This is a genomic window from Pseudomonas sp. S2_H10, from assembly GCF_054668285.1.
Genome location: NZ_CP162754.1, coordinates 5949846 through 5974513, shown reverse-complemented (window position 1 = coordinate 5974513; position 24668 = coordinate 5949846). Strand labels below are relative to the sequence as shown.

At 57.3% G+C, this 24668-nt stretch carries 32 protein-coding genes and 2 tRNA genes; 9 read left to right on the top strand and 25 right to left on the bottom strand.

Translation table 11 applies throughout. The features are described from left to right. Nucleotides 1–50 precede the first annotated feature (50 nt). Entirely contained in the window at nt 51–362 is a 312-nt protein-coding gene (locus AB4O16_RS27015) for a hypothetical protein (RefSeq protein ID WP_460156255.1), read from the top strand. A 3-nt stretch (nt 363–365) separates the two neighbouring features. Here AB4O16_RS27015 and AB4O16_RS27010 read toward each other — a convergent pair whose 3' ends face one another. The 3 genes from AB4O16_RS27010 to AB4O16_RS27000 all read right to left on the bottom strand — a co-directional run bounded on the left by AB4O16_RS27010 (nt 366) and on the right by AB4O16_RS27000 (nt 1839). Next, complete coding sequence (locus AB4O16_RS27010) at nt 366–611, bottom strand: hypothetical protein (RefSeq protein ID WP_460156254.1); 246 nt, start codon at nt 609–611, stop codon at nt 366–368. An 89-nt stretch (nt 612–700) separates the two neighbouring features. Then, complete coding sequence (locus AB4O16_RS27005; protein ID WP_460156253.1) at nt 701–1333, bottom strand: SMI1/KNR4 family protein; 633 nt, start codon at nt 1331–1333, stop codon at nt 701–703. A 227-nt stretch (nt 1334–1560) separates the two neighbouring features. Further along, nucleotides 1561–1839, bottom strand: a complete 279-nt coding sequence (locus AB4O16_RS27000) for a hypothetical protein (RefSeq protein WP_460156252.1) — start codon at nt 1837–1839, stop codon at nt 1561–1563. A gap of 156 nt (nt 1840–1995) precedes the next feature. Here AB4O16_RS27000 and AB4O16_RS26995 point away from each other — a divergent pair, with 156 nt between their 5' ends. Next, nucleotides 1996–2145, top strand: a complete 150-nt coding sequence (locus tag AB4O16_RS26995; protein ID WP_460156251.1) for a hypothetical protein — start codon at nt 1996–1998, stop codon at nt 2143–2145. 54 nt (nt 2146–2199) lie between these two features. On the opposite strand, the gene AB4O16_RS26990 is transcribed toward AB4O16_RS26995, so the two are convergent. Both AB4O16_RS26990 and AB4O16_RS26985 read right to left on the bottom strand, forming a co-directional pair. Beyond that, nucleotides 2200–3105, bottom strand: coding sequence for a hypothetical protein (locus AB4O16_RS26990; RefSeq protein ID WP_460156250.1), 906 nt, complete (start codon nt 3103–3105; stop codon nt 2200–2202). 49 nt (nt 3106–3154) lie between these two features. After that, on the bottom strand, nt 3155–3400 hold the full coding sequence (locus AB4O16_RS26985) for a hypothetical protein (RefSeq protein ID WP_460156249.1): 246 nt from the start codon (nt 3398–3400) through the stop codon (nt 3155–3157). Between the two features lie 88 nt (nt 3401–3488). On the opposite strand from AB4O16_RS26985, the gene AB4O16_RS26980 reads away from it, so the two are divergent. Continuing rightward, on the top strand, nt 3489–5294 hold the full coding sequence (locus tag AB4O16_RS26980) for a DNA cytosine methyltransferase (RefSeq protein WP_460156248.1): 1806 nt from the start codon (nt 3489–3491) through the stop codon (nt 5292–5294). Between the two features lie 50 nt (nt 5295–5344). Here AB4O16_RS26980 and AB4O16_RS26975 read toward each other — a convergent pair. Then, nucleotides 5345–5429 (bottom strand) — tRNA-Ile (locus AB4O16_RS26975). Between the two features lie 94 nt (nt 5430–5523). Between AB4O16_RS26975 and AB4O16_RS26970 the strand changes: the two genes are divergently transcribed. Then, the gene (locus AB4O16_RS26970; RefSeq protein ID WP_460156247.1) at nt 5524–5835 is read left to right on the top strand and encodes a hypothetical protein; all 312 of its coding nucleotides are present in this window, start codon (nt 5524–5526) and stop codon (nt 5833–5835) included. 312 nt (nt 5836–6147) lie between these two features. On the opposite strand, the gene AB4O16_RS26965 is transcribed toward AB4O16_RS26970, so the two are convergent. Continuing rightward, the gene (locus AB4O16_RS26965) at nt 6148–6516 is read right to left on the bottom strand and encodes a hypothetical protein (protein WP_460156246.1); all 369 of its coding nucleotides are present in this window, start codon (nt 6514–6516) and stop codon (nt 6148–6150) included. Continuing rightward, nucleotides 6516–6863 (bottom strand): DUF6864 domain-containing function, encoded by a 348-nt coding sequence (locus AB4O16_RS26960; RefSeq protein WP_460156245.1) that lies wholly within the window; start codon nt 6861–6863, stop codon nt 6516–6518. Before AB4O16_RS26960 ends, AB4O16_RS26965 begins: the two co-directional genes overlap by 1 nt. Before the next feature lie 373 nt (nt 6864–7236). Between AB4O16_RS26960 and AB4O16_RS26955 the strand changes: the two genes are divergently transcribed. Both AB4O16_RS26955 and AB4O16_RS26950 read left to right on the top strand, forming a co-directional pair. Further along, nucleotides 7237–7656, top strand: coding sequence for a hypothetical protein (locus AB4O16_RS26955; protein WP_460156244.1), 420 nt, complete (start codon nt 7237–7239; stop codon nt 7654–7656). Beyond that, nucleotides 7542–8705 carry a tyrosine-type recombinase/integrase gene (locus tag AB4O16_RS26950; RefSeq protein ID WP_460158090.1) on the top strand — a complete coding sequence of 388 codons (1164 nt, stop codon included), beginning with the start codon at nt 7542–7544 and terminating at the stop codon, nt 8703–8705. Before AB4O16_RS26955 ends, AB4O16_RS26950 begins: the two co-directional genes overlap by 115 nt. 79 nt (nt 8706–8784) lie before the next feature. Here AB4O16_RS26950 and AB4O16_RS26945 read toward each other — a convergent pair. The 9 genes from AB4O16_RS26945 to thrS all read right to left on the bottom strand — a co-directional run bounded on the left by AB4O16_RS26945 (nt 8785) and on the right by thrS (nt 16238). Continuing rightward, a tRNA-Pro gene (locus AB4O16_RS26945) sits at nt 8785–8861 on the bottom strand. An 89-nt stretch (nt 8862–8950) separates the two neighbouring features. Further along, nucleotides 8951–9307 carry a MerR family transcriptional regulator gene (locus tag AB4O16_RS26940; RefSeq protein ID WP_003179985.1) on the bottom strand — a complete coding sequence of 119 codons (357 nt, stop codon included), beginning with the start codon at nt 9305–9307 and terminating at the stop codon, nt 8951–8953. Then, entirely contained in the window at nt 9288–9590 is a 303-nt protein-coding gene (gene ihfA, locus AB4O16_RS26935) for an integration host factor subunit alpha (RefSeq protein ID WP_002553164.1), read from the bottom strand. Before ihfA ends, AB4O16_RS26940 begins: the two co-directional genes overlap by 20 nt. A 3-nt stretch (nt 9591–9593) precedes the next feature. Then, nucleotides 9594–11972, bottom strand: coding sequence for a phenylalanine--tRNA ligase subunit beta (gene pheT, locus AB4O16_RS26930; protein ID WP_460156243.1), 2379 nt, complete (start codon nt 11970–11972; stop codon nt 9594–9596). Nucleotides 11973–11998: 26 nt separating this feature from the next. Further along, entirely contained in the window at nt 11999–13015 is a 1017-nt protein-coding gene (gene pheS, locus AB4O16_RS26925) for a phenylalanine--tRNA ligase subunit alpha (RefSeq protein WP_007992477.1), read from the bottom strand. A gap of 109 nt (nt 13016–13124) precedes the next feature. Next, nucleotides 13125–13481 carry a 50S ribosomal protein L20 gene (gene rplT, locus AB4O16_RS26920; RefSeq protein WP_007905879.1) on the bottom strand — a complete coding sequence of 119 codons (357 nt, stop codon included), beginning with the start codon at nt 13479–13481 and terminating at the stop codon, nt 13125–13127. Nucleotides 13482–13509: 28 nt separating this feature from the next. Further along, a complete protein-coding gene (gene rpmI / locus AB4O16_RS26915) occupies nt 13510–13704 on the bottom strand; it encodes a 50S ribosomal protein L35 (protein ID WP_002553160.1) in 195 nt (64 codons plus the stop codon). Nucleotides 13705–13764: 60 nt separating this feature from the next. Then, nucleotides 13765–14316 (bottom strand): translation initiation factor IF-3, encoded by a 552-nt coding sequence (infC, locus tag AB4O16_RS26910; RefSeq protein ID WP_172668659.1) that lies wholly within the window; start codon nt 14314–14316, stop codon nt 13765–13767. Further along, complete coding sequence (thrS, locus tag AB4O16_RS26905; RefSeq protein ID WP_110656646.1) at nt 14316–16238, bottom strand: threonine--tRNA ligase; 1923 nt, start codon at nt 16236–16238, stop codon at nt 14316–14318. The genes infC and thrS overlap by 1 nt, the downstream gene beginning before the upstream one ends. A 375-nt stretch (nt 16239–16613) precedes the next feature. Between thrS and AB4O16_RS26900 the strand changes: the two genes are divergently transcribed. Beyond that, nucleotides 16614–16916, top strand: a complete 303-nt coding sequence (locus AB4O16_RS26900; protein WP_150715356.1) for a hypothetical protein — start codon at nt 16614–16616, stop codon at nt 16914–16916. 292 nt (nt 16917–17208) lie between these two features. Further along, entirely contained in the window at nt 17209–17421 is a 213-nt protein-coding gene (locus tag AB4O16_RS26895; RefSeq protein ID WP_003179963.1) for a cold-shock protein, read from the top strand. Nucleotides 17422–17490: 69 nt separating this feature from the next. Here the strand turns inward: AB4O16_RS26895 and AB4O16_RS26890 are convergent, their stop codons facing one another. After that, complete coding sequence (locus AB4O16_RS26890; protein ID WP_460156242.1) at nt 17491–17811, bottom strand: I78 family peptidase inhibitor; 321 nt, start codon at nt 17809–17811, stop codon at nt 17491–17493. 165 nt (nt 17812–17976) lie between these two features. Continuing rightward, on the bottom strand, nt 17977–18282 hold the full coding sequence (locus tag AB4O16_RS26885; protein ID WP_160389371.1) for a hypothetical protein: 306 nt from the start codon (nt 18280–18282) through the stop codon (nt 17977–17979). Between the two features lie 132 nt (nt 18283–18414). Here AB4O16_RS26885 and AB4O16_RS26880 point away from each other — a divergent pair, with 132 nt between their 5' ends. Next, nucleotides 18415–18627 (top strand): hypothetical protein, encoded by a 213-nt coding sequence (locus AB4O16_RS26880; RefSeq protein WP_160389372.1) that lies wholly within the window; start codon nt 18415–18417, stop codon nt 18625–18627. 24 nt (nt 18628–18651) lie between these two features. Here the strand turns inward: AB4O16_RS26880 and AB4O16_RS26875 are convergent, their stop codons facing one another. The 6 genes from AB4O16_RS26875 to AB4O16_RS26850 are packed head-to-tail and all read right to left on the bottom strand — an operon-like array spanning nt 18652 to nt 24636. Next, entirely contained in the window at nt 18652–19680 is a 1029-nt protein-coding gene (locus tag AB4O16_RS26875) for a nucleoside hydrolase (protein WP_460156241.1), read from the bottom strand. 43 nt (nt 19681–19723) lie between these two features. Continuing rightward, nucleotides 19724–20128 (bottom strand): D-ribose pyranase, encoded by a 405-nt coding sequence (rbsD, locus tag AB4O16_RS26870; RefSeq protein ID WP_160389374.1) that lies wholly within the window; start codon nt 20126–20128, stop codon nt 19724–19726. Further along, nucleotides 20125–21042 carry a ribokinase gene (gene rbsK, locus AB4O16_RS26865; protein ID WP_460156240.1) on the bottom strand — a complete coding sequence of 306 codons (918 nt, stop codon included), beginning with the start codon at nt 21040–21042 and terminating at the stop codon, nt 20125–20127. The genes rbsD and rbsK overlap by 4 nt, the downstream gene beginning before the upstream one ends. A gap of 43 nt (nt 21043–21085) precedes the next feature. Next, nucleotides 21086–22105, bottom strand: a complete 1020-nt coding sequence (locus tag AB4O16_RS26860) for a LacI family DNA-binding transcriptional regulator (protein ID WP_160389376.1) — start codon at nt 22103–22105, stop codon at nt 21086–21088. A gap of 3 nt (nt 22106–22108) precedes the next feature. Continuing rightward, nucleotides 22109–23086 (bottom strand): ABC transporter permease, encoded by a 978-nt coding sequence (locus AB4O16_RS26855; RefSeq protein WP_160389377.1) that lies wholly within the window; start codon nt 23084–23086, stop codon nt 22109–22111. Next, on the bottom strand, nt 23083–24636 hold the full coding sequence (locus tag AB4O16_RS26850) for a sugar ABC transporter ATP-binding protein (RefSeq protein WP_460156239.1): 1554 nt from the start codon (nt 24634–24636) through the stop codon (nt 23083–23085). Before AB4O16_RS26850 ends, AB4O16_RS26855 begins: the two co-directional genes overlap by 4 nt. Between the last annotated feature and the right edge of the window lie 32 nt (nt 24637–24668).

Below are 24668 nucleotides of genomic sequence, written 5' to 3'. Positions count from 1 at the left end.
ACGACAAACCTGGTTGGCATTGCCGGCCAGCGGCATAGAAGAGGTATCCCATGGCAGCGGCGCAGAAAGATCGATCGGCAAAGACCGCGGCGAGGCGAAAGACTCGCGGCGAGGAAGAAATCCGGCTGCACTGCATGGCCGGAACCCGGCAGGCACTCGCTGAGCTGATGGCCTGGAACGGCATCGAAGAACAGGGCGAGGCCATGACGCTGATGATTCATCATCTTCATGCGTTAGGGCCTCAAAAGTCCGCTCCGCTACTTGCCCCGCCGCGACACATATTCACCATCAGCGAAAACGTGTCGCGCAAACTTGAGCTCGCCTACAACCGCGAAGCGCTTCGCATTTGTCACGACGAGTGAATCTTAAGGGATGGTCTTGTTCCTCTTGAATAGCTTGCCAAATGCGTAGAAGCCGATGGCGATCTCCGCTATTGCCATCACCCCGTAGATCGCGCCAAACATGAAGGATGCACCTATAAAGCCTGCGCCTACGATGAAGATAAGCGCCTCGGCAATTTGATTTTGCCGCTTCGACAGGGAAAGCGACCCAGCCTCGATTAGGCCGGCCACTAAGCCGATCACGATTCCTACAAAAATTCGCGCAAGCATCACCACTCCTTTCAACCGGCTCCATGCCGGGCCGAACACAAATACTCCACCACAAACCAAATTGCCACACTTGGTCACGGAGGGCGGCGTTACCCGATCAGCGCTGTGAACTCAGCAAAGCTGTTTGCCACCGTCTGCATGCTTCCGTCTGGGTCGGAACCATCGAAGGTAACTATCGGCCAGGGAGCCGTCACCCGCAGGTTAAAAGCGAACAGCTGGCCACCGCCATCGCCTCCAAAAACAAATAGACCAGGAGCAGTTTTCGCAAACACTCCTATTTGCTCAAAGTCCGAGACCGTTTCAGCTGGATCAAGACAAAGATTAAAGAGAGGGTCGGGAAGCGGGCCCTCCCCACCATTGCTGTATTCCAGAAACTGGTAGTACTCGGAGGGTAGTTTTCGGGGCGCTACAGCACGGAGAGTGTCCAAAGCCGCGGCAGAGGCCCCCTCGTTACCGCTCCAGCTTGAGTTAATTTTCACTGATAGACTTCCTTGATTCGGCCCGATGCCGGTCGCCTGTATTACCCCAACCCAAACCAAATTGCCACCACCGGTCACGGAGGGCGGCGCCTGACTGGAGTAGCAGCCTTGAAGATTCAAATTAAAGAGCTGTACCGCTGCGGTGAGTGCCGCGAAATTCACGATGATGAAGATGGAGCGCGCGAGTGTTGCATTCCAGCTGTGTACACCATCTATGTTTGCCCGGTGTGCGACGACATTCATGACGATCCTGATTCGGCGTTGGCATGTTGCAGTATGGACGGCATCAATTGCCCCCAGTGCCGGCGAGATTACACCTCAGTCTCAATTGACTACTCAGCGATCAAAATCACCGGTCACTGCAACACCTGCAATCCACTCTTCACCATCGAACAGCAGCTCGCGATCCAGGACCTGCACTATCAGGAAACCGGGCATCGCGAGCACCTGCACGACTGACCCGCCCTCACCTATTGCGCTGAGCCGGCCGCCAATAAGCCTGCTGCAATCTGTAGCAGCACCGCAACCGAAGTAGAAAACGCTGCAATGCTATTCCACTTCGCCTGGGCTCTAAGCGTTCGATACAGATCTCCGCCATTGAGAACATTGCCGCCCCAATAGCTACCGTCTGGCTTTCCTTCAAGTCCTTCAGCCGGCGGAGCTTTCACCACAGCGGAAATGACCCAACAAATTGCGGACACAAAGGCAAAAATTAGCGAGCCATTGCTGGCAATCGTTTCAAGCGTCATACGGCTCTCCCTCAGGTTCGAGCTGTAACGAATACCCCACTTCAACGAATCAAGCCAGTTTTGTGACACTTTGTCGCGTACTCCAATACTTACAACCAACCCACTGTCGAATCCGGTCACGGAGGGGGGCGTCTGGTTGGAAGTTTTGGCTGACGGATGTTAGGCGAGCGCCACGACTTCGAGGAGTGGCAGGAAACGGTGTCGACGTTCCTCATCAACCTCGCCGCCGCGCCTGCCGCGCCTGCCGAAGATTCCGCCCGCTTCGCCAACATGTCGCGACCTGAATTCAACGTTATTGAAAACTGATCGTGGATATTGGCGAAGTATTAGTACTTACACCTAAAGAGCTAGCGCTTTAACTCAGAATCGCGGCGACTTGAAATACTCATGAACAACTTCAGCCACAAAAAATTGAGGTTTTACATTTTTTGATGGTGCGTAAAGCTTTACATTCTTTCTATTCGCACGACTTAAAAATGCGGCAGATAGAAAAATAACCAACTCGCATGGCTCCATTGCATCGACCAAAATTAAAAAATAATATCTTTTTCTGGCTAGCGGCAAGTTTGATCTATTAATAAAATGGAAGACTTGCCACACACGCATTATAACTTTTTTGTGCCTATCAGGATTTAGAATCATTTTGACATGCGCATCAATTTCTTTAATCCGTGCTTTTATCGGCAGACCGTCAAGCTCCCCTCGCTTTTTCCGGAGGTCTTGCAGAACCCTCAACCCGAGAGTGAGCTTATCTTTGCCATGCTTCAATCTTAGGTGTGCTTCGGCAGCAGCTTCATACCTTTCAAGCAAGATAAAAAATGCCGACTCAAATCGCTCTTGCTCAAATAGCTTTTGCTGCTCGAGCATAATAACTGATGTTTTCCGAGCTTCATTAGTTTGAATTAGTGTAGTTCGGAGCAACACAACAAGCCCAATAAAGCTTAAAACAGGGTTAGTTAACCCTCCGACAAAATCTCCTACCTGCCCCATATTATTTTTTATTTCAAACCCTTCACCAACAAAAAAATAAAACAAAAATAATATAAACAGTGCAAAAGCAGATGCGAACACAGCAACTAAAAACTGATTAAACGGTTCAACCGGCGCATCGAGAGCACCAGCATTAGCCAATTTATAAAAATAAATCGCACTGGCAATTGCAAAAAACAAAGCCACTACGAGAGCCATCGTAACTAGCGCGTACATAACCCATTGTTCCCTAAATTTTGGCGGACGAATGGTAGATAATTCGAAGGTCAATTCCAACAGATAATTCGTTTTATCCTTTCATAGAGGACAGCGCCTGACTGGAGCGTCAAGGCTTTTGACTCCCCAATACGACCCTCCTGAAGCGAAAGCACATTACGCAGGTGAGAACACCGGTCCACCAGAGCAGCATTTCTGGCAACTGAAGAAAAACGCTAATGAAGGTGCCAATCGAATACGCACCTGCGAGCGTTAGGACAAGCAAATAAGCGACAGGCATCGCACACAGAAAAAACAGCGCACCGCCCGCAATAGCCAGCAGCTCTCCAGCAGCGTTCTTTTGTTCAGTATTCATGACCATCACGAATGCCCCACCGGCTCCATGCCGGACCATCAGCAAATAGCCAAATTCAACTAATCACGCCAGCCGGCGAGGATCCCCTATGTCCGCAGAACAGAAATTGCCCCAGTACATCAACCGTCAGCCAAGCATGGGCCTGCCATTCAAAAAGGAACTAGTTGTTGACCTGTTCGCCGGCGGCGGTGGCGCCAGCACCGGCATTGCCCGGGCATATCGGGAGCCGGACGTGGCCGTGAACCACAACCCGATCGCGCTGGCCGTACACCGCGCCAACCACCCGCAGACAGCGCACTATGTGGCGGACGTGTTCGAGGTGGATCCGGTCCACGCCACCGGCGGCCAACCGGTCGGAATCCTCTGGGCCTCGCCTGACTGCCGCCACCACAGCAAGGCCAAGGGCGGCGCCCCGCGGGACCGAGGTGTTCGCGGGCTGGCCTGGGTTGTCGTGCGTTGGGCACATGCAACCCGGCCACGCCTGATGTTCCTGGAGAACGTCGAAGAGTTCTGCGACTGGGGGCCGATTGACGAGGAAGGCCAACCAATCAAGGCCGAGCGCGGGCGCACGTTCAGGGCATTCATTGCCGCGCTCAGCACCGGCCTTGCCGCCGATCACCCAGACATGCCGGAGATCCTGCAATCGATCGGCGAGTTCGTGCCGATGGAAAGTTTGGTGCGTGGACTCGGCTACAACGTCGAATGGCGGGAGCGCATTGCGGCCAACGCCGGTACCCCGACCATCCGCAAGCGCCTGTACCTGGTGGCACGCAGTGACGGCAAGTCGATCGTCTGGCCAGCACCAACGCGCCATAAAGTGCCGACGGCAAAGCAGCAGCCTTGGCGCACCGCTGCCGAGTGCATCGACTGGAGCAACTTGGGCCGCACGATCTTCCGAGACAAGCCGATGGCGGTGAACACCATGCGCCGCGTGGCCAAGGGCTGCTGGCGTCATGTACTGACCAGCGCGAAGCCGTTCATTGTCCCAATGCGGGGCACATCGGAAGCGCACACCAGCACCCACGGCGTCGACGAGGCGCTATCAACCATCAGCGCCGGCGGCACGCATCACGCGCTGGTGCAACCGGTAGCGGCGCCATTCCTCACCGAGTGCGCCAACGGCTCTTCGCAGCGCAACTTTGACGCGCAAGAGCCCCTGCGTACGCAGGTCGCCCAGGTCAAAGGCGGCCACTTCGCGATGGTTGCCACACACATGACGGCCTTCGGGCAGAACGCCGTCGGTAGCTCGCCGGACGATCCAACACAGACCGTGCTGGCTGGCGCCGCGCGGCACGGTGTCGTAGCTGCATTCTTGGAACAGGCGAATGACGGGTATTACGAAGGCGACGGCCGATCGGCCTACGACCCGATCTCGACTATCTGCCAATCAGGCGCCAACCAGCGATTGGTGAACGCCTACCTGGTGAAGTACTACGGAAACGAGAAGGACGGCATTTCGCTGACCGAACCGATGCATACCCTGCCGACGAAGGATCGGGTCGCGCTGGTCGAGGTCGTGCAGGTGCCGGATACGCTGACGCCGGAGCAGTTGGAGGGCGCCCGCCGCTGTGCCGCCTTCATGCACGAACATCTTCCGGAGCACTTCAAAGACCCGGCGGATCTGGTCATGGTCGGCGGCTATGTGCTGGTGGATATCACCCTGCGCATGCTGCAGCCGCCAGAGCTGAAGGCAGCGCAAGGTTTCGACAAGGACTACATCATCGACCGCGGCCTCTTCGTCGACCCGGTCACTGGTGCTGAAGAGTGGCGCGACATCAACAAAACGGATCAGGTCCGGCTAATCGGCAACAGCGTGTGTCCCGATGAGGCCGAAGCACTGGTCGGCGCCAACGCCGCCGACATCATTGAGCTTTACCTAAAGCTTGCCGCATAAATCGATACCCCAGAACCGCGAAACCCCCTCCATTGCTGGAAGGGGTTTTGTGGAGAGGATGGGATTCGAACCCATGGAACGGTTACCCGTTCGTCGACTTATTAGGACGGTGCAATCGGCCACTCTGCCACCTCTGGAAAACCGCTGCTTTCCGCAGGAGGCTGAGCGGCTGCAAATTTAACCCACGCCCCAAGAAATATCAATACGCCATCACCGGTAAGGATTACCCATGCCCACAGAAAACAAACCGGCCGAGCCTGGCTTTGACCTGAATACACCCGATGGCGGACGCGGTTACATCGCCGACTTGTTCAAGACCGTGCTCAAGCGTCACGACTACCGCCAGTACATCAATGAGCTGCTGGCCGGCGACTTCGCATGCACGCTGTCGCAGCACTTAGAGGATGTAAAAGCTCGCGAGCAAACCCTGCAGCAGCGCCTGAACGCAGCGAATCAGCGGAGTGATAACCGCGCCGGCACATGCGAGTGGAGCCAGGAAGACGATAGCGGTATTTGGAATAGCAGTTGCGGCGTGACCTGATCATTCCACGAGTACGGCCCTGCAGAAAACGGCATGCATTTCTGCCACTCGTGCGGAAAGACGCTGGCCGTCGAAGCTGCTGCCGCAGATCCGGATGAGGTAGATGACTGGGTCATGAATCCCTGCAAGCAAGGGCATCGTGATGTGGGGGCGGCCGACTGTGTAGCGGCCTGCTACCAGTGCGACGAGAATATTACAGCGGCCACAACGCAAGAAGCTTTCGAGCGCTGGAACGCGACTCACTCCAAGCTGCAACCCCCTCACTTTCCAAACAAGCAAATATCGGTAGCGACTTAATATAGGCAGTAACTTTTATCGGCCTTTACCAAATGCGTACCCAAGAGCTAGCGTGATGATTGGTAAAAAAACGCTCCAAACACCTTTGACAACCTCCATCCCTGCCAGCCCATCAACATCTACAGAAAAACAACTTTTAATAAACAGAGCAGCTGTCGTTATAGACCCAACCAAAAAACTCCATTTAATGGTTAAGTACACAAAAGAATCTTTGGCCGAGTCACCCGTACCAATTTCGAGTGCAATCTTCCCCTCCGTTGGTTTCCCCTCAACGGGCGTCGAATTTACTGATGATACTTTTCCAGGTTTCAAAGAGTCGTCAGATGAGGTGGTGATAGGCCCTTCCGCAGGCTCAGGAGGCGTTACCCCAATGGCTTGAGTCATTATGACTCCATCCATAACGAATACTCGAACCTTCTAACACTATTCTCTAAGGAAACTAATGTTGTGTAGTAAGTCATATAAATTGTTTTGCCATTTAGCTGACCAATAGCAAAAGGCGTAAATATCGCCTCACCAAAATTATTCAAATGATTATAGCAACTTACCAAATACGATGTCCCCAATGAAGTTCCAACGTAACGCGACCCACCGGGGTCAGACACAAACTTTACTGTACAAATATAACTATTTATATCGATCTCAAAGCTTTGAGATCCATGCAGATGGGCGACCCCAGTATGCACAACCGCCAAATTACCAACTTTAGTTTTTACATTCAAAATCGACACAGAACACCCTCACAATTAGCAACAACCAAGCAATTTAATACATGCACTCTAATTTATCCACACAAGCTCAGTATTTATTAATCTCTGTACACCTACCAGCCTTCCGGTGAACGGCGGGCGAGGAAGCGTCATGTCTGAACGGATTCAATGCTCGCAATACGACGAGCGTCAGTCGAGATGCCAAAGCGGCTTCCCGCATATCCATCCGACCTGCCGGGGCGGGCCTACCGGTTGTCACACATGTGCCACCCAAACCAGCACCCAATATGCATGCAGGAGGACCTAGCTCCCACCTGGTCCGCGAGAACGGTCTTCCTCTCGGCTGGCCAGTACAATAACTACCTTCTGCCGCCACGCGCGGCATGGAGCATCTATGTCTGCAGAAATGGCGCAGGCGCCTTCCCGGCCCCGGCGCGAAAGCATCCTCCCCCGATTCATTCGCGCAGGCGCCGCGCCCATCTACCTGGGCATGTGCCGCGCCGAGTTCGACAAAACCGTGCGCCCTTATGTCAGCGAGTTTCCGATCGGCGAGCGCGGTGTTGGCTTCGACCGGCAGGAGCTTGATGACTGGGCAACGGCGTACGTCGAGGCCAAAGCAATTGATAAAAAACGCGCCCCGGAGCAACAATTGCCCCGCAGCGAGCGCCTGAAAGGAGATAAATCATGGCGCGAAAATCGATCACAGGCCTCTCCGAGAGGAAAGGCATCTGGCATATCGACAAGAAAATCAACGGAGAACGACTTTACGAAAGCACTGGAACTTGTGACCGGGAAGAAGCGGAACGCTACCTGATCTACCGCCTGGAGCAGATCCGGCAACAAAAGGTGTACGGCGTAAAGAAGGTGAGGATCTGGCGGGAAGCGGCGACTCGCTTCCTACTGGAGTTCAAAGACCAGCCTTCAATCAAGCTTTCAGCACACCACCTTTCCCAGCTGGACCCGTTCATTGGCGACATGCCGCTGACCCACATTGATGATCAGGCTCTGGCGCCGTTCATCAAGGACAGGTTGGCGACCAAGAAGCTCGAGGACGGCAAGGTAAAGCTGGGGGTGAGCAACAGAACGGTGAATATCTCGATCGAGCGTGTGGTTCGAGTTTTATCGTTATGTGCCAGGAAGTGGCGAGACGATGAGCGCAGGCCGTGGCTGGATAGCGTGCCGATGCTCACGAAGCTGGAAGAGAAGAAGTCGAGCCGCAAGCCGTACCCGATGTCCTGGCAGGAGCAGTCGATTCTATTTGCGGAATTGCCGGCCCACCTGCAAACGATGGCGCTGTTCAAGGTGAACACCGGCACCCGGGAGCAGGAAGTCTGCAAGCTGAGATGGGATTGGGAGATTGCGGTACCGGAGCTCGGGACCAGTGTTTTTTTGATACCTGCTGATTTTGGCGGGAGACACGAACGGTCTGGAGTGAAAAACGGTGATGAGCGACTGGTCGTGCTCAACAACGTGGCGAAGTCGATCATCGAAAAGCAGCGCGGCCTGAGCAAGGACTGGGTTTTCCCTTACAACGGCAGCGCGATGCACCGGATGAACGACTCGGCCTGGAAGAAGGCGCGGGTGAGAGCGGCGAAACTCTGGCAGGAGGAAAACCTTCGCCCCGCTCACCCAGGTTATGCATCCATCAGGATTCATGACCTCAAACACACATTTGGCCGTCGGCTACGCGCAGCAGGCGTCACCGAGGAAGACCGGAAGGCACTTCTGGGCCACAAGAACGGCAGTATCACCAGTCACTACTCAGGCGCTGAGCTCGGGCATCTGATTGAAGCTGCGAACATGGTATCAGCAACCGATTCGCGTGGACCGGTGCTGACAATCTTGAAGAGGAAGCAAGCGTGAAAAATCGAGAAGTCACGCAAAAGTCACGCACATGAAAAAGGCCAATGCTGTGAACATTGGCCTAAGTCATTGAATTATATGGTCGGGACGGAGTGATTCGAACACTCGACCCCTAGCACCCCATGCTAGTGCGCTACCGGACTGCGCTACGCCCCGACTAGGCGTGTAACTTGTTCCTCACCTCGAGGAACGCTCAAGAATATATCGCAAGCTTTTGAAAACTGGAAGTATTTAAAAGCAGGAATTTATTTCTTGAGTACCACCAGCACATCTTCGAGCTCGGCGATCATCTGGCGGATCATTTGTTTGTATTGGGTTGTGTCGTCTTTGGCTTCATCACCGGACAAGCGCAGGCGCGCTCCGCCGATGGTGAACCCCTGATCGTAAAGAAGCGCGCGGATCTGCCGGATCATCAGCACGTCCTGGCGCTGATAATACCGGCGGTTTCCGCGGCGTTTGACAGGGTTGAGCTGAGGAAACTCCTGCTCCCAGTAGCGCAGCACGTGTGGTTTTACCGCACACAGCTCGCTGACTTCACCAATGGTGAAGTAGCGTTTGCCCGGGATGACGGGGAGCTCGTCGTTATGACTTGGTTCCAGCATAAGCCTCAACTCGGGCCTTCAACTTCTGCCCTGGACGAAAGGTGACCACACGGCGAGCCGTGATCGGGATTTCTTCCCCCGTTTTCGGATTGCGGCCAGGCCGCTGGCGTTTGTCCCGAAGGTCGAAATTGCCGAAACCGGACAATTTGACTTGTTCGTTGTCTTCAAGAGCGTGCCTGATTTCTTCAAAAAACAGTTCGACCAATTCCTTGGCCTCCCGTTTGTTCAGGCCCAGCTCTTCATACAGACGTTCCGCCATCTCAGCTTTCGTCAGAGCCCCCATACGTCACTTCCTTAACGTGGCGTTCAACCTTTGTTCGAGCGAGGTGAGGATGTTTTGCGTTGCGGTATTCACCTCATCGTCATTAAGAGTGCGCGATGGATGCTGCCAGGTCAAGCCGACTGCAAGGCTTTTTCTATCAGGATCAATGCCTTTACCCTGATACACGTCAAATAGCCTGAGGTCTGTCAGCCATTCGCCTGCATTTTCACGGATTACGTCCAGTACAGCCGTGGCTGCAACGTCTTTGTGCGCAATCAGTGCAAGGTCACGACGCACTTCAGGAAAGCGCGATAACTCGTGGAATTTCGGCATTTTGCCCGACGCCACTTCAGCCAGAACCAACTCGAAAACGAAGACCGGACGGTCGAGACCGAGGGTTTTCGACAATTCGGGGTGGATCGCGCCAATGAAGCCGACCAGACGACCGTCACGTTCGATGCGCGCGGTTTGACCCGGGTGCAGCGCCGGATGTTTGCCCGGTACGAAAGTGAATGCATCCAGGGCACCGGCGAAGCCGAGCACCGCTTCCACGTCAGCCTTGACGTCGAAGAAGTCGACGGTGTCGCGACCTTGCGCCCAGCCTTCCGGCAGGCGGCTGCCGCAAACCACACCGGCCAGCATCGGCTCTTGTTTCAGGCCTTCAAGCTGGCCAACGAAACGCAGGCCGCTTTCGAACAGACGGACGCGATCCTGCTGGCGATTCAGGTTGTGCTGAAGCGCCTTGACCAGGCCCGGCCACAAGGACGAACGCATGGCCGCCATGTCGTTGGAGATCGGGTTGGCGAGCAGCAACGGCTCAACACCCGGATTGAACAGTTCGAACTGTTTCGGATCGATGAAGCTGTAGGTAATCGCTTCCTGATAACCACGGGCAACCAGCAGGCGGCGCAGTTCTGGCAGATCGCTACGCGCCTCTGCCTTGGCTTGCGGCGCCAGGCGCGCTTGCGGGTAACGAACCGGCAAGCGGTTGTAGCCGTACAGGCGTGCCAGTTCTTCGATGAGGTCGACTTCCAGGCTGATATCGAAGCGATGGCTTGGCACTTCTACACGCCACTGCCCTGCCCCGTCGGCAGTAATGGCCAGGCCCAAAGCGTTGAGCAGACGCTCCACTTCAGCCGAATCCATTTCCATGCCCAGCATCTGGGTAATGCGCTGGGCACGCAGGGTGACCGGAGCAATTTTCGGCAGATGCTGTTCGCTGACGGTCTCGATGATCGGACCCGCTTCACCACCGGTGATGTCCAGCAGCAAGCCAGTCGCGCGCTCCATGGCTTCGCGGGCCAGCTGCCAATCCACGCCACGCTCATAACGATGCGATGCATCGGTGTGCAGGCCATAGGAACGGGCCTTGCCGGCTACGGCGATCTGGTCGAAGAAGGCGCTTTCCAGGAACACATCACGGGTGGTCGCGGACACACCGCTGTGCTCGCCACCCATGACGCCGGCGATGGCCAGTGCGCGGGAGTGGTCGGCAATCACCAGGGTATCGCTACGCAGGCTGACTTCCTGACCGTCGAGCAGCACCAGCTTCTCGCCGTCTTCAGCCATGCGTACGCGGATGCCACCATTGATTTCGGCGAGATCGAAAGCGTGCAGCGGCTGACCCAGCTCCAGCATCACGTAGTTGGTGATGTCGACGGCAGCGTCGATGCTGCGTACGTCTGCACGGCGCAGGCGCTCAACCATCCACAGCGGCGTCGGCTTGGACAGGTCGACGTTACGAATCACACGACCCAGATAGCGCGGGCACGCGGCCGGCGCCAGCACTTCTACCGAGCGCACTTCGTCGTGCGCGGCAGGCACCGAAGCCACCACCGGACGGACCACCGGAGCGGCGTACAGCGCGCCGACTTCACGGGCCAGACCGGCCAGGGACAGGCAGTCACCACGGTTCGGGGTCAGGTCGACCTCGATGCTGGCGTCTTCCAGATCCAGATAAACGCGGAAATCTTCGCCCACTGGCGCATCGGCCGGCAGCTCCATCAGACCGTCGTTGCCTTCACCGACCTGCAGCTCGGATTGCGAGCACAGCATGCCGTTGGACTCGACGCCACGCAGCTTGGCCTTCTTGATCTTGAAGTCGCCTGGCAACTCGGCGCCGATCATGGCGAAAGGAATCTTCAGGCCCGGGCGCACGTTTGGCGCACCGCAAACCACCTGGAAGGTTTCCGAGCCGTTGCTGACCTGGCACACGCGCAGCTTGTCGGCGTCCGGGTGCTGCTCGGTGCTCAGCACCTCGCCAACCACCACGCCATTGAAAACACCGGCGGCCGGCGTAACGCTATCGACCTCAAGACCGGCCATCGACAGACGAGCAACCAGCTCGTCGCGACTTACCTGCGGGCTAACCCAGCCACGCAGCCATTGTTCACTGAATTTCATCCTGCTCTCCTAAGAATTCGTTACGACTAGCGAAATTGCGCGAGGAACCGCAAGTCGTTGTCGAAGAACAGACGCAAGTCGTTCACGCCGTAACGCAGCATGGCCAGACGCTCAACGCCCATGCCGAAAGCAAAGCCCGAGAACTCTTCCGGGTCGATCCCGGACATGCGCAACACGTTCGGGTGAACCATGCCGCAGCCCATCACTTCCAGCCAGCCGGTCTGCTTGCAGACGCGGCAGCCTTTACCGCTGCACATCACGCATTCCATGTCGACTTCAGCGGATGGCTCGGTGAACGGGAAGTACGAAGGACGGAAACGCACAGCCAGTTCTTTTTCGAAGAACACCCGCAGGAACTCTTCGATGGTGCCTTTGAGGTCGGCGAAATTGATGTCGCGATCGACCAGCAGGCCTTCGACCTGGTGGAACATCGGCGAGTGGGTGATATCGGAGTCGCTGCGGTATACGCGGCCTGGGCAGACGATGCGGATCGGCGGCTGCTTGGACTCCATGGTGCGGACCTGTACCGGCGAGGTATGGGTGCGCAACAACATGTTCGCATTGAAATAGAAGGTGTCATGCATCGACCGGGCCGGGTGATGGCCTGGGATGTTGAGCGCTTCGAAGTTGTGATAGTCGTCTTCGACCTCAGGGCCTTCGGCGATGCCGTAGCCAATGCGGGTGAAGAACTGTTCGACGCGTTCCAGAGTGCGGGTAACCGGATGCAGACCACCGGAGGTCTGACCACGGCCAGGCAGGGTCACGTCAATGGACTCGGCGGAGAGTTTGGCAGCCAGATCGGCTTCTTCAAACAATGCCTTGCGCGCATTGAGGACTTCTGTGACACGCTCCTTGGCAACGTTGATCAGCGCACCGACTTGCGGACGCTCTTCTGCCGGCAAATTCCCCAGGGTCTTCATCACCTGAGTCAATTCACCCTTCTTGCCAAGGTAGTGAACCCGGATTTGCTCCAGGGCATTGATATCTTCAGCGCTTTGCACAGCCTCTAGAGCTTGAGAGACGAGCGCATCCAGGTTTTCCATGTACAGACTCCAGATACAAAATAGGGGAAGAGCTTGAAGGCTCTTCCCCTATTTATGACGTTTAACACCTGGCCCCACAGATGCGAGGCCGGGTGACTGTCGGGGGTACTTAAGCCAAGGTGGCTTTAGCTTTCTCGACAATCGCAGCAAACGCCGCTTTTTCGTTCACTGCCAGATCAGCCAGAACCTTACGGTCGATCTCGATGGACGCTTTTTTCAGGCCGGCGATGAAACGGCTGTAGGACAGACCGTTGATACGAGCACCAGCGTTGATACGAGCGATCCACAGAGCGCGGAACTGACGTTTTTTCTGACGACGGTCACGGTAGGCGTATTGGCCTGCCTTGATTACCGCTTGCTTGGCAACACGGAATACGCGGGAGCGTGCGCCGTAGTAGCCTTTAGCAAGTTTCAGAATTTTTTTGTGACGCTTACGGGCAATGACGCCACGCTTTACACGAGCCATGAGTTACTTCCTCTATTCTTGACTAAAATTAACGAAGGCGCAGCATGCGCTCGACTTTTGCCACGTCAGACGGATGCAGCAAGCTGCTACCGCGCAGTTGACGCTTACGCTTGGTCGACATTTTAGTCAGGATGTGGCTCTTGAAAGCGTGCTTGTGCTTGATACCGTTAGCAGTTTTCAGAAACCGCTTAGCAGCACCACTTTTGGTCTTCATTTTTGGCATGTTCGGATACTCCGCATTCAGTTGATAAACATAATCAGAAGGCCTGCCGTGCCCTGTTGATTACTTCTTCTTTTTCGGGGCGATGACCATGATCAGCTGGCGTCCTTCCATCTTAGGATGCTGTTCGACCGAACCGTACTCGAGCAAGTCACCTTCAACTCGCTTGAGGAGTTCCATCCCCAGCTCCTGGTGGGCCATCTCACGGCCGCGGAATCGCAAGGATACCTTGGCCCTGTCCCCATCACTCAGGAAACGTACCAGGTTGCGCAGTTTTACCTGGTAATCCCCTTCCTCCGTCCCTGGACGAAACTTGATTTCTTTAACCTGGATCTGCTTCTGGTTTTTCTTGGCCGCAGCAACCTGTTTCTTCTTTTCGAAGATCGATTTGCCGTAGTCCATCAGTTTGCAAACAGGTGGTACTGCATCGGCGGAAATCTCCACCAGATCCAGCTTGGCCTCTTCAGCCTTAAGAAGCGCGTCTTCAATTGACACAATCCCAAGCTGTTCACCTTCAGCACCAATTAACCGAACCTCGCGGGCCGAGATATTCTCGTTGATCGGGGCTTTCGGTGCAGCTCGTTTATCTTGTCTCATTTCACGCTTAATAATAATTACTCCGAATCTGGGCGACCACGCCGGGAAACCGCTTGCGCGAGAAACTCAGCGAACTGGGCGACGGGCATCGAGCCCAGGTCAGCACCTTCACGAGTACGCACAGCGACAGTCTGCATCTCGACTTCCCGATCTCCGATAACCAAGAGATAAGGAACCTTGAGCAAAGTATGCTCGCGGATTTTAAAGCCGATTTTTTCATTTCTCAAGTCAGACTTGGCACGGAATCCGCTTTCGTTGAGGGTTTTTTCAACCTCGGCGGCGAAATCCGCTTGTTTGTCGGTGATATTCATCACCACTGCCTGGGTCGGAGCAAGCCACGCCGGGAATGCACCCTCGTAGTGCTCGATCAGGATTCCGACGAAACGTTCGAAGGACCCGAGGATCGCCCGGTGCAACATCACCGGGTGCTTGCGACTGTTGTCTTCGGAGACGTATTCGGCTCCCAGACGTACTGGCAGGTTAAAATCGAGCTGCAGGGTACCACACTGCCAGACCCGACCAAGACAATCTTTCAGCGAGAATTCGATCTTCGGACCGTAGAAGGCGCCCTCACCCGGCTGCAGATCGTACGGCAGGCCCGCACTATCAAGGGCTGCGGCCAGTGCTGCTTCGGCGCGATCCCACAGCTCGTCGGAACCGACGCGTTTTTCCGGACGAGTGGACAGCTTCATCTCGACGTCTTTAAAGCCGAAGTCGGCATAAACGTCCATGGTCAGCTTGATAAACGCTGCGGATTCGGCCTGCATCTGCTCTTCGGTGCAGAAGATGTGGGCGTCGTCCTGAGTGAACGCACGCACGCGCATGATGCCGTGCAAGGCACCCGAAGGCTCGTTACGGTGGCAGGCACCGAATTCGGCCAGGCGCATCGGCAACTCGCGGTAGCTTTTCAGGCCCTGGTTGAACACCTGCACGTGGCAAGGGCAGTTCATCGGCTTGATCGCGTAGTCGCGGTTTTCCGACTGAGTGGTGAACATGTTGTCGGCGTAGTTGGCCCAGTGCCCGGATTTCTCCCACAGGCTGCGGTCAACGACTTGCGGCGTCTTGATTTCGAGATAGCCGTTGTCGCGCTGAACCTTGCGCATGTACTGCTCAAGCACCTGGTACAAAGTCCAGCCGTTCGGGTGCCAGAACACCATGCCCGGCGACTCTTCCTGGGTGTGGAACAGGCCCAGGCGCTTGCCGATCTTGCGGTGGTCGCGTTTTTCGGCTTCTTCAATGCGCTGGATATAAGCGGCCAGTTGCTTCTTGTCCGCCCATGCGGTGCCGTAGACGCGCTGCAACTGCTCGTTCTTGGCATCGCCACGCCAGTAGGCGCCGGACAGCTTGGTCAGCTTGAAGGATTTCAGGAAGCGCGTGTTCGGCACGTGCGGACCGCGGCACATGTCGACGTATTCTTCGTGATAGTACAGGCCCATGGCCTGCTCGTTCGGCATGTCCTCGACCAGGCGCAACTTGTAGTCTTCGCCACGGGCCTTGAACACTTCGATCACTTCGGCGCGCGGAGTGACTTTCTTGATCACGTCGTAATCTTTTTCGATCAGCTGCTGCATGCGCTGTTCGATGGCGGCCAGGTCGTCCGGAGTGAAAGGACGCTCGAAGGCGATGTCGTAATAAAAACCTTCATCGATGACCGGACCGATCACCATTTTGGCAGTCGGGTACAACTGCTTGACCGCGTGGCCAACCAGGTGGGCGCAAGAGTGGCGAATGATCTCCAGCCCCTCTTCATCCTTTGGCGTGATGATTTGCAGCGACGCGTCGCTGTCGATGATGTCGCTGGCGTCGACCAGCTTGCCATTGACCTTGCCGGCAACGGTGGCCTTGGCCAGGCCTGCACCAATGGATGCGGCGACCTCGGCTACGGAAACCGGGTGATCGAATGAACGTTGACTGCCGTCGGGAAGAGTAATAGTTGGCATGGCGCCTCCTCTCCTAGTGGTGACCCCTACCAAAGGTCACGTGGGTTGGGATGAGCCAGTACAAGATCCGGTCCAGGCCATTCAATGACGAACGCCTGCCTTACAGCGGCAGGAGCCTTGCGGCCAACCGGAAAACCGAACCAGAGTGACTGGGATTCAAATCAGGGTTAATCGTGCATCTGCCGCTTCCGGGACTGAAGGTCCGTCGGAGCCCGCAAACGCTCGAGCCACGCATGCTAGCACAGATGAACGGTTGCCAAGGTGCGCAGGTTTTGCCGCAGGGTAAATTGGCTGTTTTTATGCAACAGTGCTGAACTTGAAGCGCACTGTCGCCCTCAGATATCAAGATATTTGACCCACAAGGAGTATCTCAGCATGCGTCTGAATCGTTTGTTCGCAGTAGTCGCCCCCGTCATTCTCCTGCTGCCGCTGGCCGCCCATGCAGAATGGCCGAAAGGCGAACGAGAGAAATACATGGCACAGTGCGTGCCTGCCGCTGCCGAGAAGATTGGCACGCCAGCAGCGAAATCCCACTGCGCCTGCGGTGCCGATGCCATCAAATCGTACCCTGCCGCCGATATTCAGGCCCTGATGAACAACACCGCCAGCGACACACTGAAGCAGCAGGCACTGGGCAAAATTGCAGCCTGCAAGGCCACCAACAAAGAGCAAAAATAAGCCCACCCCCGCGCTTTGAGCCCCTGAAATACTGTTAAAAAGCGCCCAAAACGGGTCATTTCGTACAATTGATGCAGGTTTTACAGCTTTTTTTATCGTCTTTACTTTCGGCTGAGAGCCTTATAAAACGGGGCTTCCAGCCATTTCAAGAGATAAAGAAACCACGACTGGTCGGCAAACAGCGCGCCCGGGGGGCTCCCAAACCGAACATTTCGACTATGATACCCGGGTGTGCCCAGTTGGCCTGAGCAGCACAGTACTACTGAAAATATATGTTTCTTGGAGATACACCATGTCTAATCGCCAAACCGGCACCGTTAAATGGTTCAACGATGAAAAAGGCTTCGGCTTCATCACTCCTCAAGGTGGCGGTGACGACCTGTTCGTACACTTCAAAGCTATCGAAAGCGACGGTTTCAAAAGCCTGAAAGAAGGCCAGACTGTTTCCTTCGTGGCTGAGAAAGGCCAAAAGGGTATGCAAGCTGCTCAAGTTCGCCCAGAGTAATTTCCCGGCGCGCTAAAAAAACCCCGTCCATGTGACGGGGTTTTTTATGGGTGAAACAAAAGCCCGGGATCAGCCACAGTTGACGCGGGTGACCACCTTGTTGGCATCGGTGTTCAGGTTCAGGCGATCGGAACGGTATTCCAGCGTCACCATATCGGTTGGCAGCAGGAACCGTGCGCTTTGCGCTCCTGCACGGCTACGCGCCTGCTCCAGCAGTTGCGGCGATGCCTGTTTGCCGATGGTGAACTCGGCAGCCTTTGCTTCACAGCGGCTGTGCCCCGTGTCAGTCGTCGCAACATCAGGGGTTGCCGACTCCGTAGGGGTAGTGCTGCAACCGGCCAGCGTGGCAACGGCCAGCAAAGTACCCAATGACGCGAGCTTCCAAGGCATGAAGCCTCCTTATTCAATAATTAAGCAGAGATCGTGCGACAACCAGACTGGTGTTTGGTTTCACAGGCAGTGCTGGCGCCCTGCCCGGCATCCGCACGATCCGCGATTTTGCCTGAACGCCGCCCTCCCCCTGACCACTGAATCGTGACTGAATATGAACGGCGCTCAATAGACGTCGATATAGTCGTAGGGCGGATTGGGCCAGTTCTCTTTCAGGGCGTTGAAAATCTGCATGACCCAGACCTCATCGCTGGCCGCGACACGCCCGACATAACCGGAGCCCTTGGCCCAGGTTTCGAGACGAAACAACAAGCCGTCGATATCCGTACCGCCCACGACACCCGAGGAAATATAGGCAATGCCTGCCTTGGTGACTCGCAACTGAGTGTGCTCATCGTCACTGGCGCCGGCCAGTAACTGACGCACAGCCTCGAGGGTCAGGCCATCTGGAGAGCTCAAATCGATCTGCACAGCGCATTCCTTGAATATTCGTCAGGGACCAAGTGTCGCATAGCGCTCCTTTGCTGCCTAAGTCGGCGTGTCAAAAGCCCCGCAAAATGGTTAACTCGGCACTCCGATCTCCCCGACCGCACGAGTGCCATCATGACCACCGTAAGCATCGACGCCGACATCAAGGCCAAGTGGCAGGACGGCCACAGCTCCTACAGTCCAGGCAGCACGGAAGAACTGGCCATCATCGGTATCGACCTGCTGGTCAGGGATATTGGAACCGAAGCCGCGCAATCGTTCATCGAGCAGATTTTCGAAAAACATCTATCGGATCAAAAGGCCGAAGCCGTCAGCGCGCGGGAGTAATCCCCGCACGCGGGCGCCTGACGCTTATTTCAGCCGGGCCAGACGCTCGGTCAACAAGTCGAAGAAGCCCTGGGCGTCGCCGCTTTCTACCCAAAAGGCGTTCTTTGGCGCATTCAAGCCGTCGTACCAGTCGACGATGGTTTGTCCAAAGGTCGGTCCTTCGCGGCTGTCGACCACCACGTTGACCGAACGACCGCTGAACAATTGCGGCTTGAGCAGGTAAGCGACCACCGTGGCGTCATGCACCGGACCACCTGGAATGCCGTAGTGCTCCATGTCGCCCTTGATGTACTCATTGAGAATGTCGCTCACCAACCGGCTGGCATTGTTATTGAGCGCGGCAATCTGTTGTAGGCGCGCTTCGCTGGTAAGGATCTTGTGGGTCACATCCAGAGGCAGGTAGGTCAGCTTCACACCGCTCTTGAGCACCACTTCGGCCGCTTGCGGGTCGGCGAACAGGTTGAACTCGGCCACCGGCGTGATGTTGCCGCCATTGAAGTGCGCGCCACCCATGACCACCACTTCCTTGATGCCCTGGACGATACCCGGCTCCTGGATCAGCGCCAGGGCCAGGTTGGTCTGCGGGCCAAGCATGGCGATGGTAATGCTGTGGGGCTCGGCAGATTTCAGGGTATCGATCAGATAGGTGATAGCGCTGCCCTTCGTCAGACCCTTCCTGGGCTCATGCACCGCAATGCCCGACAACCCTTCCTTGCCATGAATGTCCTCGGCGTAGATGGGTGTGCGCATCATGGGTCTCGGCGCCCCCGCATAGACAGGAACCTCTTCGCGCCCCGCCCACTCCCGGGCCAGCCGCGCATTGCGCGAGGTCTTGTCCAGGCGAACGTTGCCGGCAACGGTAGTCAGCGCGCGAACATTCAGCTCATCCGGCGATGCCAGGGCGAACAACAGGGCGACGACGTCATCAGCCCCTGGATCGGTATCGATGATCAGGTCGATCTTTTGTGCTGCCTGGGCACTCGTTGCGGTAATCAGGGACAAAATCAGCAGACTCCGGAGTAGTTGGTGCAGTTTCTGGGCATAGCGATACATGGCGCACTCCTTGTGCATGGGACATCAAAACGCGGATAGCCAGTCAAAACGTTACGCCGGCGACCAGCACAATGTTGCAGTACGGTTGGCACTCGCCTGTACGAACGATCGCCCTCGCTTGTCGGCTCAGGACCTTGAACTGTTCATGGGTGAGCACCTCACGCCGACCCAGTGCGCCGTCACCGTCCAGCTCATCCAGTGCAGTCAGGGCCGAGGGCTTTTTATCGAAGATTTCCTGCGCCAGCACATGGCTTTCGACCTGCATCTCGCTGAGCACCACCTTCAAGGTGCTGACAAAATCCGGGACGCCATGGGTCAAGGCCAGGTCGATCAATTCAACGCCTGGAGGAACCGGCAAACCGGCGTCCCCGATGACGACCATGTCGCCATGCCCCAATGAGGCAATCAGCCGCGACAACGCAACGTTGAGCAAGGGTGTCTTTTTCATGGGGTTTTAAACGCCTGCACATCGCTCAAGGCGGGAATCGACGGTTGCGCACCGGCACGGGTGACCGACAGCGCCGCAGCCACCTGCCCGAAACGGATTGCCTGCGCTTCATCTTCACCCCCGGCCAGCGCTGCAGCGAAACCTCCGACGAAGGTATCGCCCGCCGCCGTGGTGTCGACAGCCTTTACCACGGGCGCAGGAAAATGCTCGAAGCGCTGGCCATCGGCAAACAGCGAGCCTTGCGCACCGAGGGTGATGATCACCTTGCCGGCACCCATGGCAATCAGGCGGGTCGCTGCGGCTTGCGCGGTTTCCAGGGAGTCCACCACCAACCCCGTCAGGGCCGATGCCTCACTCTCGTTGGGAATCAGGTAATCGATCGACGCATACCAGTCCGATGGCAGCGGGCGGCTGGCCGGTGCCGGATTGAGGATGACCGTCTTGCCCAGTTCGCGACCGCGCTTGAGCGCATGGCCGACGGAAGCGTCGGGCACTTCCAGCTGACAGATGAGTACGTCCGCCGCCTGTATCACCGAATCAAAACGGTCGATGGCTTCAGCGGTCAATGCACCGTTGGCGCCGGGGACGATCACGATGGCGTTCTGACTGCTGTCGTCGACCACAATCAACGCCACGCCGCTGGAGCCGTCAACGGTGCTCACCGCCTGGCAATCAATCCGTTCGGCCAGCAGCGCCCCGCGCAGCGCCTCGCCATAAGCGTCGCTGCCCACGCAGCCGATCATCGACACCCGGGCTCCCAGTCGCGCCGCAGCCACGGCCTGATTGGCGCCCTTGCCGCCGGAAACAGTGGTAAACGACTGACCGATCAGCGTTTCACCTCCCTTGGGCAAGCGTGGCGCCCGGGTTACCAGGTCCATGTTCAAGCTGCCTATTACCACTACTTTTGCTGACATACATTGCTACTCACGATTCTGTTTGGACGCTGGCTATCTGTTTTCAGCGGAACTGGGCAAACACGCCGGCCAGCGGCGCCGTCGATTCACGTATGACGATACTCGGCGTCACGATGCGCTGATCGGTCGCCAGGCCCGGCGTGGCGATTCGCCGCAAAAGCACTTCAGCGGCCATTTCGCCGAGTTGCAGGATCGATTGCCCGACCGTGGTCAACGATGGGTAGACATACCGACTCATCTGGATATCGTCGAAGCCGATCACCGACAACTCGCTCGGTACGCGAATATTGCGCTCGGCGGCGGCCCGCAGCACGCCGATGCCGATCATGTCGTTGGCGGCAAAAATAGCGGTGGGCGGATTGCCTTCCAGCAGAATCGCGGCAGCGCTGTAGCCGCCGGTGCTGGTGAAATCGCTTTCCAGCATGCGCTCGGAAGAGACGTCGATGCCCGCCTCCTTCAACGCCCGGCGATAACCCGCCAGACGCATCTGCGCCACACTGGTGTTTTCCGGCCCGCTGATCGTGGCGATGTCCCGGTGCCCCAGCTCCAGCAGGTGCCGGGTCGCCAGATACGCGCCGTACTCATGGTCGATGCGCACCAGGTCCGCGTCGACACCGTCCAGCCCGCGGTCGACGATCACCATGGGCGTACGGACGCCCTTCAGACCTTGTACCAGGCCACTGTCGCCGCCGGCCGAGGCGACGATCAGGCCGTCGATGCGTTTTTCCAGCAGCACACGCAGGTAGCTGCGCTGTTTGTCCGGGTTGTCGTCGGAGTTGCACAGGATCACGCAGTAACCGTTTCGCTCGCAGTAATCCTCGATGCCCCGGGCCAGTTCAGCGAAATACGGGTTGAGGCTGTTGGGCACCAACAGGCCGATGGTCGCGGTGGTCTTGGCCTTGAGTGAACGGGCCACGGCGCTGGGGACGTAGTCGAGGGTCTTGATCGCCGCCTCGACCTTGATCCGCACTTCTTCACTGACCGGGCGGGTCTTGTTCACCACATGGGAAACCGTCGTGTAGGAGATGCCAGCAAGGGCTGCCACATCTTTGATCGTCGCCATGACTCAGGTCCGCCGGCTTGCGCGTTGACTGCGATAAGTGTCCAGCACCACCGCCACCACGATCACCGCGCCGGTAATGATGCGCTTGGTCGGTTCGCTCGCCCCGATCTGCGCCAGCCCCGCGGCCAACACGGAAATGATCAGGACGCCAAAAAACGTGCTGATCACCGAACCGCGGCCACCCATCAGGCTGGTGCCGCCGATCACCACGGCGGCGATCACCTGCAGCTCAAGGCCGGAACCGGCATTCGGGTCGGCGGCTTCCAGGCGAGAAATCTGGAACAACGCAGCCACACCGGCCAGCAATCCCATCAGGCTGAACACCAGGATTTTGTATGGCTTGGGATTGATCCCCGCCAGTCGCACGGCCTCCTCGTTGGTGCCGATACCGATCAGGTAGCGACCGAACACCGTGCGGGTCAACACGGCCTGGGCGATGAAAATGATCAGCAAGGCAATGATGAATGACGGTGAAATGCCCAAGGCGATCGGATTGGACAGCCAGGCGAACGCATCGCCGATGTAGGCCGTACGCGAACCGGTCATCTGATACGCCACCCCGCGCGCCATTTCCAGCACGCCCAGGGACACGATGAACGACGGGATCCGCCACGCCACCGTGATCGAACCGGTGACGGTACCGGCCAACGCCGCGACGGCCATGCCCAGCAGCGCCGCCGGCAGGACACTCCAGCCCCAGCCGAGAATCGCCACGCTCACGGTCGACGCCGCCAGCGCCAGCACCGAACCCACCGACAGGTCGATGCCGCCGATGATCAACACAAAGGTCATGCCGACCGCCAGCACCATCAGGTCCGGAATCTGGTTGGCCAGGGTGCTGAACGTGTCGTAGGACAGGAAGTGACTGCTCAGCACCGAGAACAGCACGATCATCGCCAACAAGGCACCGGCCAGGCCCAGATAGGTGCCCAGGCCGTAGAAGTTGCCACTGCGCAGGCCGGCGGAAGAAGCGGTTTTCATGGAAGATCCCTAGGCGCGGCTTCAAAGAGCTGCGCATCACGTTTTTGGTAGCCGGCAAAAGCAGCGGCGAGCAACTCATCCTGGGTCCAGCGGTCACGCTCGAACGTATCGATCAGGCTGCCTGCCGACAGCACGCCGATCCGGTCGCAGATCAGCATCAGCTCGCGCAGGTCACTGGAGACCACCACCAGCGCCTTGCCCTTGCGGGTCAACTCACCGAGCAGGTTGTAGATATCGAACTTGGCGCCGATGTCGATGCCGCGGGTCGGCTCGTCGAACAGCAGCACCGAGCAGTCGCGCTCCAGCCAACGACCGATGACGACTTTCTGCTGATTGCCACCGGACAGCTCGGACACCAACTGGACCGGCCCGGAACTGCGAATGCGCATGGCGTCGATCTGACGCTGGGCCAGGGCGCCCTCCTCCCGGTTGTCGACAAAACCGCCGCTGGAGATGCCGGGCATGTTGCCCAGGGCAATATTGGCGCCGATCGACTGGGTCAATAAAAGGCCTTCGCCCTTGCGGTCCTCGGTGATCATCGCGATGCCGTGACCCACTGCATCCACCGGTGAACGGATGCTGACGACTTGCGCCGGCGAGCCCAGGGCAATCGTGCCGCTGTCGGCGATATCGGCGCCGAAGATCAGGCGCAGCAATTCGGTGCGTCCCGCGCCGATCAGACCGGAAATGCCGAAAATCTCGCCGGCACGGACTTCGAACGACACGTCGCGAACCTTGTCGGCACGACTCAGCCCCTTGACCGTCAACACCGGCGCGCCGATCGCGCGAGCGCCCATATCGATGTGTTCGCCGAGCTCGCGACCAACCATCAAGGTAACCAGTTGCTCACTGTTGTAGTTGGCCATCGGCTCGACACAGACCAGGTTGCCGTCGCGCAGCACGGCAATGCGCTGCGCGACCCGCGCCAGCTCTTCGAGGCGATGGGAGATATAGACGATCGATACGCCGCGAGCCTGCAGGCGGGTGATCTGTTCGAACAGCATTTCGACTTCGCGCGCAGTGAGCATCGCCGTCGGCTCATCGAGAATCAGCACATGACAATCGCCGATCAGGTTGCGGGCGATCTCCACCATTTGCTGATGACCGATGCCCAGTTCGCCGACCAGGGTGTCCGGGTCGATTGCGTCGAGCCCGACCTGGGCCATGGCCGCGATGGCCGCCTTGCGCAACTGCTTGCGACTGATCCAGCCGGCATTGTTGGGCAGGTTGTGCAGGAACAGGTTTTCCGCCACAGACAGGGTCGGCAGCAGATTGAGTTCCTGCATGACCATGCGGACACCCAGCGCCTCAGCCTGAGCCCGGCTACCCGGTTGATAGTCCTGCCCCTGAAACTGCATCCGGCCGGTGGTCGGCGTCACCAGTCCGCCAATGATCTTCGACAGCGTGCTTTTGCCTGCGCCGTTCTCGCCGGTCAATGCCAGCACTTCACCGCGCATGAGCGTCAGGTCGATGCCGGCCAGAACCGGTTGGGCGTAGGTCTTGCCGATACCGCTGACCGAGAGGACTGCGTTCGGAGTGGAAGCTGACATAAAACTCTCCACGCGCCCGTCCGGCTGGACGA